Source organism: Streptomyces canus, assembly GCF_030816965.1.
GTDB classification, from domain to species: Bacteria; Actinomycetota; Actinomycetes; order Streptomycetales; family Streptomycetaceae; genus Streptomyces; species Streptomyces canus_E.
Map to the genome: position 1 here is coordinate 4,568,855 of NZ_JAUSYQ010000002.1, position 17,180 is coordinate 4,586,034.

Below are 17,180 nucleotides of genomic sequence, written 5' to 3' on the forward strand. Positions count from 1 at the left end.
GGCGCCCGGCGCCTTAGCCTGCCCGCATGGCAGACATGGGCGGGGAACGGGTGACGGAGGCCGTCGCGGACGCGGTGGCGGTGCTGCGGGCGGCGGTGGACCAGGACTGGACGGCCGTGAAGCCGGCCGGGATGGAGTGGAACGTCCACGAGACGGCCTTCCACATCTGCGGCTGCCTGATCGCGTACGCCGCGAACCTGGCCGGGGGCGCCCAAGACGCCTACGTCCCCTTCCACATCACGCTCGACGAAGGCACCGACAACACGGGCCTGCTGCATGTCCTGGAGACAGGCGGCGCCCTGCTCACCGCGGCGGTCCGCACCGCGCCCCGCGAGGCCCGCGCCTTCCACCCTTACCCCTTCCGCAGCGCGAACCGCGCGGGCTTCGCCGCGATGGGCGTCACCGAGGTGCTGCTGCACACGTACGACATCGCGCAGGGCCTGGACCTCGACTACGAGCCCCCCGCCCACCTCCCCGAGTACGTCCTCACCCGGATCTTCCCCGAGGTCCAGCCGGGCCCCGACCCCTGGCGCACCCTCCTGTGGGCCACCGGTCGCGGCGACCTGCCCGGCCGCGCCCCGCGCACGGAGTGGCGCTGGAGCAACAACCTCGTCCTGCCCACCGAACGCCTCACCCTCCAGGGCATCACCCCCGCCTCGGCCGCCGAACTGGCCGCGGGAGGCGACGGTGACTTCGAGTGGGTCGAGGACGGCCCCTTCGAAGGCACCCGCGAGGCCGCCGGGATGACCATCAAGGCCTACGAAGGCGGCGTCCACCGCCCGGAGTTCGGCCTCTTCGCCCTCGTACGGCGAGAGGACGGCCGCGCGATCGGCGGCATGGGCTTCCACGGCGCCCCCGACGAGGACGGCCGCGCGGAGGTCGGCTACGACCTCGCCGAGAGCGCCCGAGGCCAGGGCTACGCCACGGAGGCCCTGCGCGCCCTCAGCGACTGGGCCCTGGCCCGCGACGACGTGCACAGCCTCTGCGCCACCATCGAACCCGACAACGCCGCCTCGCAGCGGGTGATCGCCCGGGCCGGGTACGTTCGGGCGACGGTGGAGGAGGAGCAGGCGTACGCGGAGGCGGAACCGGGCCTTCGGCTGTACGTGCTGCCCGGCCGGGCCGGCTAACGGCCTTTGGGCCGCCGCAACCCCGCACCCGTCAGCAGCCGCACCACTTCGCGGCTGCTGACCTCCACCGCGCCGGCCGCCACGACGTCCGCGTACCGGTGCGAGGGGATGTCGTAGTGGTCGCGCTCGAAGGCGCGCCTCGGGACGCCCAACTCATCGGCAAAGGCGTGCAGTTCGTCGAAGGAGGCATCGCTGATCAGGTGGGACCACATGCGGCCGTGTCCCGGCCAGGTGGGTGGGTCGATGTAGACGGTCACGAGGAGGAGGTCCCGCCCGACGCGGTCCCGAGCGAGCCGACCGCCGCGACCTTCACACCCGCCTTGTGGCACACCCAGTGCGGGTCGGGGCCGAGCTCCGGCTCGACCTCCAGGGCGTGCGGATCGCCGGAGCCGCACACCGGGCACAGGGGCCAGCGGCCGTAGGTTTCCAGCAGGGCGTCCTGGACGTCCTGGGCGACCAGGCACGCCAGGAATTCCGCACCCTCGGGCCACTGCTCCACCCACCAGCGCCGCTGTACGACGGAGTCCTCGACCATCGACACCACGTCCGCGGCGGCGACCTCACCGGCGGCCAGGTCGGCGAGTACGCGGGCACGGGCCGTGTGCAGGCTCTGTTCCAGTGGATCGATCGACTCCATGGTGCCATTGTGCGCGCTCTTGACCACGAGCCCGAGCCGAAAATATCTTTCATACGTGCCCCAGGAAGTGAAGGAAATTTTCGGCAGCGCTCTCGCCGCGAAGGTGCGCACGCTGGGTCCGTCCATGACGCGCTCCATGCAGCGGGTCGCCGAGGCCGTCGCGAAGGACCCCGCGGGGTGCGCGGCGCTCACCGTCACGGGCCTCGCGGAACTGACCGGGACCAGCGAGGCGACCGTCGTGCGGACGGCGCGGCTGCTGGGGTATCCCGGGTACCGCGACCTGCGGCTCGCCCTCGCCGGGCTGGCCGCGCAGCAGCAGTCCGGGCGGGCGCCCGCGATCACCACGGACATCGCGGTGGACGACACGCTCGCGGACGTGGTCGCCAAGCTCGCCTACGACGAGCAGCAGACCCTCGCGGACACGGCGGCCGGGCTGGACACCGTGCAGTTGGGGGCGGCGGTCGCCGCGACGGCCTCGGCGCGGCGCATCGACGTGTACGGAGTGGGGGCCTCCGGTCTCGTCGCGCAGGACCTCACGCAGAAGCTGCTGCGGATAGGGCTGATAGCCCAGGCGCACAGCGATCCGCATCTCGCCGTGACCAACGCCGTTCAGTTGCGGTCGGGCGACGTGGCGATCGCGATCACGCACTCCGGGGCGACCGGGGATGTCATCGAGCCGCTGCGGGTCGCCTTCGAGCACGGGGCCACGACCGTCGCCATCACCGGGCGGCCGGGCGGGGCGGTGGCGCAGTACGCCGACCATGTGCTGACGACGTCCACGGCCCGGGAGAGTGAGCTGCGGCCGGCCGCGATGTCCTCGCGGACGAGTCAGCTGCTGGTGGTGGACTGTCTGTTCGTGGGGGTGGCGCAGCGGACGTACGAGACGGCGGCGCCGGCGCTCGCCGCGTCCTACGAGGCGCTGGCGCACCGGCACCGTCGATAGTTGATCGGAACGCACCTCTGAAAGAGTCACCGCCATGACGTCCACGTCCCCTTCCCGTGAGCTGCGTGCCGCGTTGGAGTCGCTCACCACCGAGGCCTTCCGGCCCGAGCTCGCCGACATCGATCAGTTGCCGACCCTCGACATCGCCCGGCTGATGAACGGCGAGGACGCCACCGTCCCCGCCGCCGTCGCGCGACGACTGCCCGAGATCGCCGCCGCCATCGACGCGATCGCCGACCGGATGGCCCGCGGCGGACGGCTGATCTACGCCGGTGCGGGCACCGCCGGACGCCTCGGCGTGCTGGACGCCTCCGAGTGTCCGCCGACCTTCAACACCGACCCCGCCCAGGTCGTGGGCCTGATCGCGGGCGGCCCCGAGGCCGTGGTCACCTCCGTCGAGGGGGCGGAGGACTCGGCGGAGCTGGCGCGGGCCGACCTCGACGGGCTCGCGGTGACGGACGTGGACACGGTGGTCGGGGTGTCCGCGTCCGGTCGTACCCCTTACGCGGTGGGCGCGGTGGAACACGCCCGCGCGCAGGGCGCGTTGACGGTCGGCCTGTCCTGCAACGCGGACAGCGCGCTCGCCGCGGCCGCCGATCACGGCATCGAGGTGGTCGTCGGTCCCGAGCTGCTCACCGGCTCGACCCGCCTCAAAGCGGGCACGGCCCAGAAGCTCGTCCTCAACATGCTGTCGACGATCACGATGATCCGCCTCGGCAAGACCTACGGAAACCTGATGGTCGACGTCCGCGCCTCCAACGAGAAGCTGCGCGCCCGCTCCCGCCGTATCGTCGCCCTCGCCACCGGCGCCGACGACGAGGAGGTCGAGCGCGCCCTGGCCGCCACGGACGGCGAGGTGAAGAACGCCATCCTGACCATCCTGGCCGACGTGGACGGCCCCACGGCGGCCCGGCTCCTTGAGGAGTCGGGGGGCCATCTGCGGGCGGCACTGGCGGCGACGACCCGCTAGCCGGCTCAGCTGCGGACGAGCATCGCGTGGGTGACGTTCGGTGAGCTGACCAGCTCGGACACCCGGTATCCCTCGATCCCGGCGCCCAGGTCGTCGAGCGGCCGCTCCCCGCGTCCGATGAGGAGCGGCGCGATCACCAGGTGGAGTTCGTCGATCAGCCCGGCGCGCAGATACTGCCGGATGACCGCCGCCCCGCCGCCGATCCGGACGTCCTTGCCGTCCGCGGCGTCGAACGCGCGCCGCAGGACCGCCTCCGGCGGCTCGTCGGTGAAGTGGAAGGTCGTCCCGCCGGCCATCTCCAGGGCCGGGCGCAGATGGTGGGTGTGCACGAAGACGTCGTGGTGGTACGGCGGGTTGTCGCCCCACCAGCCCTGCCAGGACTCGTCCTCCCACGGCCCGCGCTGCGGCCCGAACATGTTCCGCCCCATGATCGTGGCGCCGATGTTCTGATCACCGCGGACGAAGTAGTCGACATCGATCCCGGACTTCCCCGCGGCCGCGTCCTGCGACGCGGACATGAACCAGCTGTGCAGGTCGTCGCCCCAGCCGACGCCGTCGCCGAAGGGGGCGTCCAGTCGCTGGTTCGGACCGGCCATGAAGCCGTCGAGGGAGATCGTCACGTTGTGTACCCGGACCTTGGGCATGGTCTTCGCCTCTCGTGTGGTGTCGTGCTCTCACCTCTGCGTCGTTCCGAGCCTGCCGGGATCGACATCCCCGCGCACCTTTTTCCAGACGAGGGTGTAGCGCCAGAAGAGCCGCCGCCTCAGCCGGGCGCCGGGGAGGATACGGCGGACCTCGCGGGCGAACTCGGTGTAGGGGACGTCCGCCGGGCGGGTCGGGGCGGTCATCGCGACGGGGCGCTGCGGTGCCGTACGTCCCCTGTTCTTGACCCAACCGGTGACCAGGTTGAGCGGGACGGACGCGAGGCCGAGGAGTGTCTGGACGCGGGTGTCTTCTCGCGTCAGCCCGACGATCACCAGTGTTCCGCCGGGGGCCAGCTGTTGTCTGAAGCGCGTGAGGGTCTCGGTCAGGGGGAGGTGGTGGAGTACGGCGACGCACGTGATGACGTCGTAGGGGGCACCTTCGCCGTACGACAGCCCGTCCGCGACGGAGAAGGTGACGGGGAGGCCGGGATCGGTCAACTCCCGTGCCCTGACGATGATTCGCTCATCACTGTCGATGCCGTGCACATGTGTCGCGCGGGTTGCCAGCAGCCGCACGAGATCTCCGGCACCGCAGCCGACGTCCAGGGCGCGGTCGAAGCGGCGGGGCAGCTGCCGCATGAGCCACGGGTGGAAGTGGGCGTTGTGGGACCAGGGGTGGGCGTCGTTGAAGCGAGCGAGGGCGTCCAGGAGAGGCATGGGTTCGATTCAACAAGGCATGCGGCCCTCGTTGTTGACCTTGCGCACCCTGGCCCGCAGCACGTCGCCTTGCGGGGCGGGCTTGGTGGACCCGGGTTCGCACTCCCACTCCCGGCCCCCGCCGAGGGGCCTGAGCTGCACTCTTCCACCCAGGTGGCCCATCACCTCGCCCACGCGTCCGTCCCGCTCGTCGACGACGTACGACCCCACGGGCGGCCTCTCCCCGCGCAGCACGGACGCCAGCCGCTCGGCCGTGCGTACGTTGCACCGCCCGAGGTCGACCAGGGGGAAGGGTTCGTCACCGGCGCCGGTGAGGGGGTCGACGGCGAGGGACGGCAGGACGACACCTACGCCGACGAGGGCTGCTCGCAGGGACTCCAGGACTTCTTGCGTGGACCGCATGCTCTCCTCCATCGGTACGGTGAGTTCACTGTTCGCAACACAGCGTGTCCGGCGCGCCCCTAACCTGGCCATACGGGCCAGCCCAACAACCTCACTTGGTGGATGGGGAGTCGCACATGCCGGGACCGAAGGACCTCGACCCGTCGTCGTCACCGAGGGCGCTGCTGGGCGCGGAGTTGCGGTACGCGAGAGAAAAAGCCGGGCTGAGTCAGGAGGAGTTGGGGCAGCGGCTGTTCGTAAGCGGGTCGTTCGTGGGGCAGTTGGAGGCGGGTACGCGGAGGATGCAACCGGAGTATGCGCGGTTGCTGGACGAGGTGTTGGGGACGGAGGACTTCTTCCAGCGGAACTGTGGGGCGGCGGCGAAGTCGAAGTATCCCGAGCACTTTGCCGAGGCGGCGGAGGCGGAGGCTCGGGCTTCGGCGATCAGTCAGTACGCGCCGCTGCTGATCCCGGGGTTGCTACAGACGGCCGCGTACGCACGGGCGGTGTGCCGCGCGTATCAGCCGACGGCTCCGGAGGAGGAGATCGAGAAGCTGGTGGCGGCCCGGATGGAGAGGGCTCGACTCCTCGACGATCCAACAGAGCCGATGTTGTGGGCGGTGGTTGACGAGGCGGCGCTGCGTCGGGTGACGGGTGGGCGCACGGTGATGACGGAAGCCCTGCACCACATCGCTCAGCTGGCACGCCGAGGCCGGGTGATCGTGCAGGTGCTGCCATTCGATGCGGGAGCACATGCGGCGATGGAGGGCTCCACCAAGCTCATGGAGTTCGAGGATGCCCCTCCGCTTGTCTACTTCGAGAGCGTCGGCACCGGGCGGCTGGAGGACGATCCGGCCATCGTCAGGCACCAACGCTTCACTTACCGGCTCCTGATGGCCGCCGCCCTCTCCCCTCAGAAGTCTCTGGCCCTGATCGAGGCGATGGCGCAGGATTACGCACATGAGGAACATCCCTGAGTCCTGGCGCAAGTCCAGCTACAGCGGCGGCAGCGGCGGCGACTGCCTCGAAGTGGCCGTGGGCCACCCCACCGCCGTCCCCGTCCGCGACTCCAAGACCCCCCACGGCCCGAAGCTCATGCTCCGGCCCGAGGCATGGTCCGCCTTCGTCGAGGCGGTCATAGAGGTCAGGATCTGACCTAAACGGCTCCTAGCGTGGACCCATGACCGACACCACACACGCCATCACCACCGACGAGCGCACCGACCTGCTGGAGGCGCTGGCCCACAGCCGGCGCTTCCTGCGCTTCACGACCCGCGACCTCACCGACGAGCAGGCCGGACAGCGAACCACCCCCAGCGAGCTGTGCCTGGGCGGCCTGATCAAACACGTCACGTCGGTGGAACGGCACTGGGCGGACTTCATCCTCAACGGCCCCTCGGCCATGCCCGACTTCACCGCCATGACCGAGGACGACTTCGCCCGGCGGGCCGACGAGTTCCGGATGCTGCCCGGCGAGACACTGGCCGGTGTGCTGGCCGACTACGACGAGACGGCCCGCCGGACCGACGAACTCGTAATGGCCCTGCCCGACCTGAACGCCACCCATCCGCTGCCCGAGGCGCCATGGAACAAGCCCGGAGGTCGATGGTCGGCTCGCAGGACGCTGCTGCACATCGCCGCAGAGACCGCCCAGCACGCGGGCCACGCCGACATCATCCGCGAGTCCCTGGACGGCGCCAAGAGCATGGGCTGACCGGTCCCGAAGCTCAGGCGTCGAGGTCCGAGATCTCTTTCTGAGGAGTGGGTGAGGGGCCTCAACCCGCCCACCCACCCCGCGTGTTGACGTGAAGCGACCGGCTTGCCACGCACAGTCACGATCGTCTAGCGTGCCCACATACCGAACAGCCCCCGCCAGGTGCGCCAACACCTGCGGGGGCTTGACCTACGAGATCTCAAGGGGATCCCGTGGCTGATGCCAAGCTTAGTCCTGCCTCCCCGCCCGCGCACGCGTCTCCGCACCCCATGGCGAACCCTGGGTACGGCAAACGCTCCGCCCCGGACCAACGCCCCCGCACCGCGCACGACTTCACCCACCTCCCCCCTCGCGAAGCCGCCATCGCCGCGTACCTCGACCGCCTCCCCGACGGCGCCGACATCTCCGTAAAGACACTGGCCAAGACGCTGCCGTACGGGCAATGCGCCCTCGGCACAGCCCTCAACCGCCTTCAACAGGCAGGGCACTTGCGCCGGGGGCGCGAAAAGCTGGCCGCCGACTCGGGCAGTGCCCACTGGATCACCCGATCGTGGTGGTCCCGTACCGCACGCGACGACGACTGGTGGGCCGCCTTCACGCGGGGCGACGTACCGGAGGACACTCCGCCCCCACCCACCCGCTCCCGTGCCCACATCCTCCTCGCCGCGCTGGGCCGCGAGACCCCCTCGCTGTCCCTCTCCGCCGCCGACTGCGCGGCCCTCGCCCCGCTGGTGACGGAGTGGTTCGCCCGGGGGGCCACCGAGGAGGTCGTACGGCACGCCCTGACCAGCGGGCTGCCGACCCCGGTCCACCACCCGGCCGCCCTGCTCCGCCGCCGCCTGACCGACAAGCTCCCACCGCAACCGCCCACCCCACAGCAGCCCCGCCGGATCCTGGAGTGCGCGGACTGCGGAGTGCCCGGGCGTCCGGAGTCCCTGCCAGGGGGCGTCTGCGGCGGTTGTCGCGACGGATACGCCCCCGCGCGCCCCGCCTCGCTCCTGCCCGCCCCCGTGATCCACGCCCGCGCGGACGAGATCCGGGCCGCGATGTCCCGGAAACGAGAAGAAGGGACGCCTGTGTGACCGCGCTCAGGGCTGCGCCGACTGACCCGCCCCAGGTAAGGACCCTTGTGTGTGTACAGTCGTGAACAAGCCGGAAGAGCCACAGCGATCGCGTGAGACCGCCCCGAGATTCCCGGAGCCATCCCATGAACCACGCCCAGCTCACCGCCCTGGGCCGCGCCCTCCGTCTCCTCGGCGAGCACGGCGAGTCGCTCACCGGTGACACCCCCGACGCCAAGCTGCACGAAGTGAAGGCGGACATCAAGCGGGCCCTGGACCTCCTGGAGGACAGCGTCACCGCCGCCGCCCCCACCACCCGCTGCGCCGAGCACCCCAACGGCCCGGTCGACAAGAACGCCACCGACCTGTGCCTGCTCTGCGAGACCCGGCGCCGGGCGGCCCGCCGTGCCGAGATCAACGGTCCCGGCGCGCGCCCGAGGACTGCCGGCCCCACCCCCTCCAGGTACGGGGTACGGGAGGACCGGCCCCAGCCCCAGCAGCGCTGGCTGCCGGAGCAGTGGACCGGCCAGGAGTGGCAGCTGTGCGGCACCCCGAGGCGGGACCGGCACGAGGCCGAGCTCTACATCAACGCCCAGCGACGTGGCCCGCGCGCCGCGATGGCGTACCGGCTCGTGCACGAGTTCACCGACTACGAGGTGCTGCGGGTGTGGGGCACCCCGGTCAAGGTGGACATCGAGCCGCTCGGCAATCTCTAGCGCTCGGGAGACCTACTGCAGCAGGGGGAGCGTCCGGAAGTCGTACGTCTCCCACAGCCGCCGGGAGACCTCCTCCGGATACGGCCGCACCTCCGGCTCCGCGTCCAGGACCTGGGTCAGCCGGCCGCCCGCCACGTCATACGCCGGCCACCCCGGATCCCCGGTCCGCGCGAACCCCGTCCACGCCGCCTGGAAGCGCGCGGTCAGTGCCCTCGCCTCGTCCGGCACCCCGCTCCCCGCGAACAGCAGGTTCCCTAGGTCGGCCTCGTACGTGCCGAAGAGCAGCGGGATGTCCAACCCGTGGCACGCTCCGAGCACGCCGCCGAACCCCGGGGCGGGCCAGGCCAGTTCGTAGAGGTGGGCGCGGCCGCCGCCCGCGACCTGCGCCTCGACCAGGCGCAGCGAGGGCATGTTGAACAGCCAGTCCGTCTGCACGCGTTCGTAGAGTTCGGTCGGTGTGGCGTCCGGGAAGGCCTCGCGGTAGGCGCGTTCGCCGTCCGGGCCCGGCGCGAACATGCGCAGGGCCGAGGCCGCCTGCTCCTCGGTTATCCTGCCGAGCTGGTCGGCGAGGGCGAGGAAGAGCCGGTACTCGTCCCGGTTGTGCCCGACGAGCAGCTCCACGTCCCGGGCCGCGCCGGCCGCCAGCGCCTCCCAGGGGGTGGTCGGCAGCACCTCGCCGTCGACCACCGGCGAGAACGGTGTGGCGGTCGGCGCCACCTGTCCCCACCGGTCGTCGTAGTCGCGCATTCTGAGGCTCAACCGCTCGCCCGCCGACGGGAGTTCGAGCGGGTCCACGGCGGACAACGCGGCTGCCGTCGGAGCCAGCCCCGCCTCCTTGCCGATCTCCACCGCGATGTCCCGGGCGAGTTCGGCGGAGAAGTACGTGCCGGGCACGCTCTGCGCCACGGCCCGCCCGAACAGCCCCCGCGCGCTCGGCATCGCCAGGAGCGAGGCCACCGATCCCGCCCCCGCCGACTCCCCGAACACCGTGACCTGCCCGGGGTCCCCGCCGAACGCCGTGATGTTGTCCCGCACCCACTTGAGCGCGGCGACCTGGTCCAGCAGCCCCCGGTTCGCGGGCGCCCCCTCCAGCAGGGCGAACCCCTCGATCCCGACGCGGTAGTTGAAGGTCACGACGACCACGTCACCGGCGCGCGCGAGGTGCTGGGCGTCGTAGCCGGGGCTGCCGCCGTGACCCAGCTTGTAGGCACCGCCGTAGATCCAGACCATGACCGGGCGGCGGGCCGAGGGGTCCGTACCGGGCGTCCAGACGTTGACCGTCAGCCAGTCGTCGCCGGTGGGTACCGGCAGTTCGGCGGCACGGCCCTGGAAGCCCGACTCCTGCGGGGGCGGGGGCCCGAAGTCGTACGCCTCCCGGGTCCCCTCCCAGCCCTTCGCGGGCCGTGGCGCCTGGAACCGCGCCTCGCCCACCGGCGGTTCGGCGAACGGGATCCCCCGGAAGGCCACCAGTCCGCCCTCGGCCCGCCCGCGCACGGCACCGGCCGCGGTGCGCACTTCGAGATCCTCGGCTGACGTCATCGTCGAACTCCTCACGGGTAAGGGGCTGTTCGATTCACTTCAGCCCCTTACCCTTGCGTGAGTCAACCAAGTCGGCGGACCCTGTGCCGTCAGCTCAACGACTTCAGCGCGGATGCGTCGTACGGCTCAAGCGCGTCGAAACGGCCCGCCAGCACCTTCGCGGCCCACTGCGGGTCCTGAAGCAGCGCCCGTCCGACGGCGACCATGTCGTACTCCTCGCGCTCCAGGGCGTCGAGCAGGTCGTCGATGCCCTTGACCGGGGAGCCCTCGCCCATGAAGCCGCGGATGAAGTCGCCGTCGAGGCCGACCGAGCCCACGGTGATGGTGGTCCTGCCGGTGAGCTTCTTGGTCCAGCCGGCGAGGTTGAGGTCGGAGCCGTCGAACTCGGGTAGCCAGTAGCGGCGCGTGGAGGCGTGGAAGGCGTCGACTCCGGCCGCGGCGAGCGGCGCGAGGATCGCCTCCAGCTCCTCCGGCGTCTCGGCGAGCCGCGCCTTGTAGGCCTCCTGCTTCCACTGCGAGTACCGGAAGATGATCGGGAACTCCGGCGACACCGTCTCCCGTACGGCCGCCACGATCTCCGCCGCGAACTTCGTACGGGCGACGTGGTCACCGCCGTAGGCGTCGGTGCGGCGGTTGGTGCCCGCCCACAGGAACTGGTCGAGGAGGTAGCCGTGGGCGCCGTGCAGCTCCACACCGTCGAAGCCGATGCGTTCGGCGGCGGCCGCGGCCTCGGCGAACGCGCCGATGACGTCGTCCAGGTCGCGCTGGGTCATCGCCTTGCCGGTGGGCTCGTCGGCGCCGGGGCGGATGCCGGAGGGGCCGACGGCGGGGGCGTCCGGGTACGGCGGCTCGCCCTGGTTGCGGACCATGCCGATGTGCCACAGCTGCGGGACGATGGTGCCACCCGCCGCGTGCACTTGCTCGGCGACCTTCGCCCAGCCCGCCAGCTGCTCCTCGCCGTGGAAGCGCGGGACGCTGTCGCTGTTCCCGGCCGACTCGTGGCCGACGTAGGTGCCCTCGGTGACGATCAGACCGACTCCGGCGGCCGCGCGGCGGGAGTAGTACGACGCCACGTCCGCGCCGGGGACGCCGCCCGGGGAGAACATCCGGGTCATGGGCGCCATCACGATGCGGTTCGGGACGGTCAGGCCGTTGATGTGGGCCGGCCGGGAGAGAATCTCGGCGGCGCGGGAGGTGGTGGGGGCGGTCACGTGGCAGTACTCCTCGGTATGTGCATGCGCATGGACACTACCCAGGCGCCAACCGCCGTATCCGTCTCACGATTTCCCGGTGCGCTGTGACTCCGGCCACGCATGGAGGCCACGCATGGAAGAAGCCCGTCCCACAACCATGGGACGGGCTTCGTGTCGAGCGCCGGGCAGGCCTTGCACCTGCATCTCCCCGCAGGAAGCGGGGCGTCTTTCCTTGGACCACCAACGCGTAGTCGACCGACGGGAATTCACGTCGAGCGGCTCGTGATCAAGCATAGCGCAGGAAAAGACCGGGGGCGGCCACCCCCTGTTTCCAGGAAGTGCCGCCCCCGGGAAGGACGTTGATCAACCGTCAGGCCTGGCGGCCGGGGGTCGATCAGAAGTCCATGTCACCGCCCGGCATGCCGCCGCCGGCCGGGGCAGCGCCCGCCTTCTCCGGCTTGTCGGCGATGACGGCCTCGGTGGTGAGGAACAGCGCGGCGATGGAGGCGGCGTTCTGCAGGGCAGAGCGCGTGACCTTCGCCGGGTCGATGATGCCTTCGGCGATCATGTCGACGTACTCACCGGTCGCGGCGTTCAGGCCGTGGCCGACGGGCAGGTTGCGCACCTTCTCGACGATGACGCCACCCTCGAGACCACCGTTGACGGCGATCTGCTTGAGCGGGGCCTCCAGGGCCAGCTTCACGGCGTTGGCGCCGGTCAGCTCGTCACCCTCCAGGTCCAGCTTCTCGAAGACCGAGGAGGCCTGGATGAGGGCCACGCCACCACCGGCGACGATGCCCTCCTCGACGGCCGCCTTGGCGTTGCGCACGGCGTCCTCGATGCGGTGCTTGCGCTCCTTGAGCTCGACCTCGGTCGCGGCACCGGCCTTGATGACGGCGACGCCACCGGCGAGCTTCGCCAGGCGCTCCTGGAGCTTCTCGCGGTCGTAGTCCGAGTCGCTGTTCTCGATCTCGGCGCGGATCTGGTTCACCCGGCCGTTGACCTGGTCGGAGGAACCGGCACCGTCGACGATGGTGGTCTCGTCCTTGGTGATGACGACCTTGCGGGCGCGGCCCAGGAGGTCCAGGGTCGCGTTCTCCAGCTTGAGGCCGACCTCCTCGGAGATGACCTCGCCGCCCGTGAGGATGGCGATGTCGCCGAGCATGGCCTTGCGGCGGTCACCGAAGCCCGGGGCCTTGACGGCGACGGACTTGAAGGTGCCGCGGATCTTGTTGACGACCAGGGTCGACAGGGCCTCGCCCTCGACGTCCTCGGCGATGATCAGCAGCGGCTTGCCCGACTGCATGACCTTCTCCAGGAGCGGGAGCAGGTCCTTGACGGAGCCGATCTTGGAGTTGGCGATGAGGATGTACGGGTCGTCGAGCGACGCCTCCATCCGCTCCATGTCGGTGGCGAAGTACGCCGAGATGTAGCCCTTGTCGAAGCGCATACCCTCGGTGAGCTCCAGCTCCAGACCGAAGGTCTGGGACTCCTCGACGGTGATGACGCCTTCCTTGCCGACCTTGTCCATCGCCTCGGCGATGAGCTCGCCGATCTGGGTGTCGGCGGCGGAGATGGAGGCCGTGGAGGCGATCTGCTCCTTGGTCTCGACATCCTTGGCCTGCTCGAGCAGGGCGGCGGAGACGGCCTCGACGGCCTTCTCGATACCGCGCTTGAGGGCCATGGGGTTGGCGCCGGCGGCTACGTTGCGCAGGCCTTCCTTGACCAGGGCCTGGGCGAGCACGGTCGCGGTGGTCGTACCGTCACCGGCGACGTCGTCCGTCTTCTTGGCGACTTCCTTGACCAGCTCGGCGCCGATCTTCTCGTACGGGTCCTCGAGTTCGATCTCCTTGGCGATGGAGACACCATCGTTGGTGATCGTGGGGGCGCCCCACTTCTTCTCGAGGACGACGTTGCGGCCCTTGGGGCCGAGCGTCACCTTGACGGCGTCCGCGAGCTGGTTCATGCCGCGCTCGAGGCCGCGCCGCGCCTCCTCGTCGAACGCGATGATCTTGGCCATGTGAAGTGGTCCCTCCAGGACTGGGGGTGATTCCTTCGGACCGCGCCCGCGCCCGCGACGGACGGCTCGCCGGCCTGTGGATCCTTGCCCCACAAGGCCTGCGGGCCTCACCGACCCGGTCCATCTTTGTCACTCTCACCTTCAGAGTGCTAACGCCAATGATTAGCACTCGGCATGGTCGAGTGCAAGCGCCTCTCGTGGATCGGGCAGGACGCCGAGCGACAGCGACGGCTGGTTACCGGCCCGTACGGCCCGACCGACGCCACGATGTCCGGGCACCACGGGACCGCACCGACGCCGCCCACGACGGCCGGCCGAGCCTCACGGGCTGCCCTCCTGGCACCCCGCCGAGCGCTGCGGGAATCCCGACCGCTCCGTCCGCACGGGGGCGCCGAGCGACAGCAACGGCTCGATACCGCCCCGTACGGCCGACCGACGCCACGGCATCCGTGGACCACGGGGGCGTACCAGTGCCCTGCACGACGGCCCGGGCGCCCCGCCGAGCGCTGCAGGAGACCCGGCCGCCCCCCTTCCGCACGGGGGCGGTCGCGTGGACGGTACCGGCGGAGCCGGTCACGGCGGCGGGGCGCCGGAGCCGCCCCGCAGCAGCGCCCGGAGGACGTCCGCCGCGGGTGCCGCCTCGCCGGTCCGGTGGACGACCGAGCGTTCGGCCGTGCGCGGCCGGTGCGACCTCTGCTACCAGGCGACAGCGACGGCTCGATACCGGCCCGTACGGCCGAACGACGCCACTGCATCCGGGCATCACGGGCCGTACCCGTGCCGTACACGACAGCCCGCCGCCGTCCGCATGACCGGTGATCGGCAGGTGCGGTCCACCATCCCGGACCGCCGGCGGCGACCCGGGCCCGATCACGGCCGCGACCCGCAGCGGCACGAAAGCCGCTCCCCCCGGCACTCGTCGGGACGCCGGGCATGCCGAAGGGCCCGTGCCCCATGACTCCCTATGGGGTACGAGCCCTTCGAAGAAGAACAGAAGAACGACGCTGTTGTTACCCGGCGCGTGCTTCAGCCGGTCGCCAGGCGAACCATGTCCGCCTGCGGCCCCTTCTGACCTTGCGAGATCTCGAACTCGACCCGCTGGCCCTCTTCAAGGGTGCGGTAGCCGTCCATCTGAATCGCGCTGTAGTGGACGAATACATCCGCACCACCGTCGACCGCGATGAAGCCGTACCCCTTCTCCGCGTTGAACCACTTGACGGTGCCCTGAGCCATGCCTAACTCCCCTATTACTGGCCCTTGCACGGATCCACACTTCGTGGATCCGGGTCAGACCTCACCCCCCACATGGTTGGGGGCGTGCGCCGGAACGCGTCGACCGCGGCTGAATGTATCTGTCCAACTGCCGTCTGCAACAGGTCAATCGGACGAGAATTCTGGACGGAGGAGGTCCGGAATGTAGTGAGAATTCGCCTGAATTCGGGGCAAGTCGGGCCCCATAAAAGACACATAAGGCACTTAAGACGCACACACTTTGGCTACTTCTCATCGCATGTGGAGCGAGAACTCATATGCACGCGGCAAGAAGAAAGCCGCCGCTTCCCCAACTGTACCGCGCTCAACCATAGAGAATTGCCCCCTCCGCTTCTCTCGCAGAGGGGGCAATCCGATGAACACTGGGTAATTACCGTTACCGAAGGTAATGACCAGTCATACGGTCACCCTCCGGCGACGGCCGGAATGATCGAGACGCCGGCCCCGTCGGGCGTCGCCGTCTCCAGCCCCTGCTCGAACCGCACATCGTCGTCATTGACGTACACATTGACGAACCGCCGCAGCTTGCCCTGGTCGTCGAGAACGCGCGCGGCGATACCGGTGTGGTTCTTCTCCAGATCGGCGATGACGTCGGCGAGGGTCGCGCCCTCGGCCTGCACCTCGGCCTGCCCGCCGGTGTAGGTGCGCAGGATGGTGGGGATACGGACGGAAACGCTCATGGTTCAGGACCTCCGGTCGGGTGAGGGCTTTCAGGGGCGCGGGCGACTACGCGAGTCCAGCCTCGCGGAACGAATCCAGGTTGGGGCGGATCGTGGCGGTGAGACCCGTACCCGCCACCGCGTCCAGCGTCTTCAGACCATCACCGGTGTTCAGCACGACGGTCGTCAGCGAGGGATCCAGCAGACCGTTGTCGATCAGCTTCTTCGCCACGCCGACGGTCACGCCACCGGCGGTCTCCGCGAAGATCCCCTCGGTCCGCGCGAGCAGCTTGATCGCGTCGACGACCTGCTCGTCGTTCACGTCCTCCACCGCACCGCCGGTACGACGCGCGATGTCCAGCACATACGGACCGTCCGCCGGGTTCCCGATCGCGAGGGACTTGGCGATGGTGTTCGGCTTCTGCGGCCGGACCACGTCGTGGCCCGCCTTGTACGCGACCGACACCGGCGAGCACCCCTCGGCCTGCGCACCGAAGATCTTGTACGGCTTGTCCTCGACGAGCCCGAGCTTGATCAGCTCCTGCAGACCCTTGTCGATCTTCGTGAGCTGCGAGCCGGAGGCGATCGGCACGACCAGCTGATCAGGGAGCTTCCAGCCCAGCTGCTCGCAGATCTCGTACGCCAGGGTCTTGGACCCCTCCGCGTAGTACGGCCGCAGGTTGACGTTGACGAAACCCCAGCCCTCGCCCGCCGGGTCGCCGATCAGCTCGGAGCAGAAGCGGTTCACATCGTCGTAGTTGCCCTCGATGCCGACGAGCTCGCCGCCGTAGATCGCGGCCATGACGACCTTGCCCTGCTCCAGGTCGTGCGGAATGAACACGCAGGAGCGGAACCCGGCCCGGGCCGCGGCGGCACCCACGGCGCCGGCGAGGTTGCCGGTGGAGGAGCAGGAGAGGGTGGTGAAGCCGAAGACGCGAGCGGCCTCGATGGCCTGCGCGACGACCCGGTCCTTGAAGGAGTGCGTCGGGTTGCCGGAGTCGTCCTTCACGAAGAGCTTGCCGGCGTCGACACCCAGCTCGCGGGCGAGGTTGTCGGCCTTGACGAGCTTGGTCCAGCCGGGGTTGATGTTCGGCTTGTCCGCCACGTCAACGGGGACGGGCAGCAGTGGGGCGTAACGCCAGATGTTCGCGGGTCCCGCCTCGATCTGCTTGCGGAGCTCCTCGGTGTCGTAGGCCGAGAAGTCGTACGCGATCTCGAGCGGGCCGAAACACTCCTCGCAGGCGAAGACCGGGCCGAGCGGGACGCGGTGGCCGCATTCGCGGCAGCTCAGCGCTGCAGCGGGACCCAGATCGACGGAGTTCGTGGTGCTTGCAACAGTCTGCACAGCCATGGAGGCGAGGCCCTTTCTCCTCATCTTCCTCACGACGCATCTCGCCGTGAGACGGATTTGGCACCTTCCCGAGTCGGGAGCCTCGCGGAAACGATCGTCAGCGATCGCTACGAGAACCGACTGGAGGGTTGCCGGGGCTTCATCGGGCCGTATCCCTCTGCCCCTCTGGATGAGCGGTATGAAGTTGTGAACGGCGGGCCACCCAGGACATGCGATGGTCATCCGCGTTGTTC

At 70.1% G+C, this 17,180-nt stretch carries 19 protein-coding genes and 1 riboswitch; of the genes, 8 read left to right on the top strand and 11 right to left on the bottom strand.

Features of this window, described 5'->3' with window-relative positions; all coding sequences use genetic code 11:
* Window positions 1–26: 26 nt before the first annotated feature.
* Window positions 27–1,130 carry a GNAT family N-acetyltransferase gene (locus QF027_RS21835; RefSeq protein ID WP_307076448.1) on the top strand — a complete coding sequence of 368 codons (1,104 nt, stop codon included), beginning with the start codon at window positions 27–29 and terminating at the stop codon, window positions 1,128–1,130.
* Here the strand turns inward: QF027_RS21835 and QF027_RS21840 are convergent.
* Together QF027_RS21840 and QF027_RS21845 are read right to left on the bottom strand one after the other, a co-directional pair.
* Window positions 1,127–1,387, bottom strand: coding sequence for a DUF4031 domain-containing protein (locus QF027_RS21840; RefSeq protein WP_059206699.1), 261 nt, complete (start codon window positions 1,385–1,387; stop codon window positions 1,127–1,129). The two genes, QF027_RS21835 and QF027_RS21840, sit on opposite strands and share 4 nt — an antisense overlap.
* Window positions 1,384–1,767 (bottom strand): hypothetical protein, encoded by a 384-nt coding sequence (locus tag QF027_RS21845; protein WP_307076452.1) that lies wholly within the window; start codon window positions 1,765–1,767, stop codon window positions 1,384–1,386. Before QF027_RS21845 ends, QF027_RS21840 begins: the two co-directional genes overlap by 4 nt.
* 55 nt (window positions 1,768–1,822) lie before the next feature.
* Here QF027_RS21845 and QF027_RS21850 point away from each other — a divergent pair, with 55 nt between their 5' ends.
* On the top strand, window positions 1,823–2,710 hold the full coding sequence (locus QF027_RS21850; protein WP_373432049.1) for a MurR/RpiR family transcriptional regulator: 888 nt from the start codon (window positions 1,823–1,825) through the stop codon (window positions 2,708–2,710).
* Window positions 2,711–2,744: 34 nt separating this feature from the next.
* Window positions 2,745–3,680: an N-acetylmuramic acid 6-phosphate etherase gene (murQ, locus tag QF027_RS21855; RefSeq protein ID WP_307076454.1), complete on the top strand. Its 936-nt coding sequence runs from the start codon at window positions 2,745–2,747 to the stop codon at window positions 3,678–3,680.
* 5 nt (window positions 3,681–3,685) lie between these two features.
* Here the strand turns inward: murQ and QF027_RS21860 are convergent, their stop codons facing one another.
* The 3 genes from QF027_RS21860 to QF027_RS21870 are packed head-to-tail and all read right to left on the bottom strand — an operon-like array spanning window position 3,686 to window position 5,443.
* Window positions 3,686–4,324 carry a dihydrofolate reductase family protein gene (locus QF027_RS21860; protein WP_306979669.1) on the bottom strand — a complete coding sequence of 213 codons (639 nt, stop codon included), beginning with the start codon at window positions 4,322–4,324 and terminating at the stop codon, window positions 3,686–3,688.
* A 30-nt stretch (window positions 4,325–4,354) separates the two neighbouring features.
* Window positions 4,355–5,041 (bottom strand): class I SAM-dependent methyltransferase, encoded by a 687-nt coding sequence (locus QF027_RS21865; protein ID WP_307076456.1) that lies wholly within the window; start codon window positions 5,039–5,041, stop codon window positions 4,355–4,357.
* Window positions 5,042–5,050: 9 nt separating this feature from the next.
* On the bottom strand, window positions 5,051–5,443 hold the full coding sequence (locus QF027_RS21870; protein WP_307076458.1) for a hypothetical protein: 393 nt from the start codon (window positions 5,441–5,443) through the stop codon (window positions 5,051–5,053).
* Window positions 5,444–5,559: 116 nt separating this feature from the next.
* On the opposite strand from QF027_RS21870, the gene QF027_RS21875 reads away from it, so the two are divergent.
* The 5 genes from QF027_RS21875 to QF027_RS21895 all read left to right on the top strand — a co-directional run bounded on the left by QF027_RS21875 (window position 5,560) and on the right by QF027_RS21895 (window position 8,913).
* Window positions 5,560–6,399 (top strand): helix-turn-helix domain-containing protein, encoded by an 840-nt coding sequence (locus tag QF027_RS21875; RefSeq protein WP_307076460.1) that lies wholly within the window; start codon window positions 5,560–5,562, stop codon window positions 6,397–6,399.
* Complete coding sequence (locus QF027_RS21880) at window positions 6,383–6,577, top strand: DUF397 domain-containing protein (RefSeq protein WP_307076461.1); 195 nt, start codon at window positions 6,383–6,385, stop codon at window positions 6,575–6,577. Before QF027_RS21875 ends, QF027_RS21880 begins: the two co-directional genes overlap by 17 nt.
* Before the next feature lie 25 nt (window positions 6,578–6,602).
* Entirely contained in the window at window positions 6,603–7,136 is a 534-nt protein-coding gene (locus tag QF027_RS21885; protein WP_307076463.1) for a DinB family protein, read from the top strand.
* Window positions 7,137–7,405: 269 nt separating this feature from the next.
* Window positions 7,406–8,218: a hypothetical protein gene (locus tag QF027_RS21890; RefSeq protein ID WP_307082457.1), complete on the top strand. Its 813-nt coding sequence runs from the start codon at window positions 7,406–7,408 to the stop codon at window positions 8,216–8,218.
* Window positions 8,219–8,343: 125 nt separating this feature from the next.
* Entirely contained in the window at window positions 8,344–8,913 is a 570-nt protein-coding gene (locus tag QF027_RS21895) for a hypothetical protein (protein WP_307076465.1), read from the top strand.
* A gap of 12 nt (window positions 8,914–8,925) precedes the next feature.
* On the opposite strand, the gene QF027_RS21900 is transcribed toward QF027_RS21895, so the two are convergent.
* The 6 genes from QF027_RS21900 to thrC form a co-directional block, all read right to left on the bottom strand.
* On the bottom strand, window positions 8,926–10,452 hold the full coding sequence (locus QF027_RS21900; protein ID WP_307076467.1) for a carboxylesterase/lipase family protein: 1,527 nt from the start codon (window positions 10,450–10,452) through the stop codon (window positions 8,926–8,928).
* Between the two features lie 89 nt (window positions 10,453–10,541).
* The gene (locus tag QF027_RS21905; RefSeq protein ID WP_307076469.1) at window positions 10,542–11,663 is read right to left on the bottom strand and encodes an NADH:flavin oxidoreductase; all 1,122 of its coding nucleotides are present in this window, start codon (window positions 11,661–11,663) and stop codon (window positions 10,542–10,544) included.
* 376 nt (window positions 11,664–12,039) lie between these two features.
* Entirely contained in the window at window positions 12,040–13,665 is a 1,626-nt protein-coding gene (gene groL / locus QF027_RS21910) for a chaperonin GroEL (RefSeq protein WP_057608613.1), read from the bottom strand.
* Window positions 13,666–14,691: 1,026 nt separating this feature from the next.
* Window positions 14,692–14,898 (bottom strand): cold-shock protein, encoded by a 207-nt coding sequence (locus QF027_RS21915; RefSeq protein ID WP_007382895.1) that lies wholly within the window; start codon window positions 14,896–14,898, stop codon window positions 14,692–14,694.
* A gap of 443 nt (window positions 14,899–15,341) precedes the next feature.
* A complete protein-coding gene (locus QF027_RS21920) occupies window positions 15,342–15,617 on the bottom strand; it encodes a ubiquitin-like small modifier protein 1 (RefSeq protein ID WP_057608614.1) in 276 nt (91 codons plus the stop codon).
* 46 nt (window positions 15,618–15,663) lie between these two features.
* Window positions 15,664–16,947, bottom strand: coding sequence for a threonine synthase (thrC, locus tag QF027_RS21925; RefSeq protein WP_307076471.1), 1,284 nt, complete (start codon window positions 16,945–16,947; stop codon window positions 15,664–15,666).
* A gap of 17 nt (window positions 16,948–16,964) precedes the next feature.
* Window positions 16,965–17,123, bottom strand: a riboswitch (SAM riboswitch).
* Window positions 17,124–17,180: the final 57 nt, after the last annotated feature.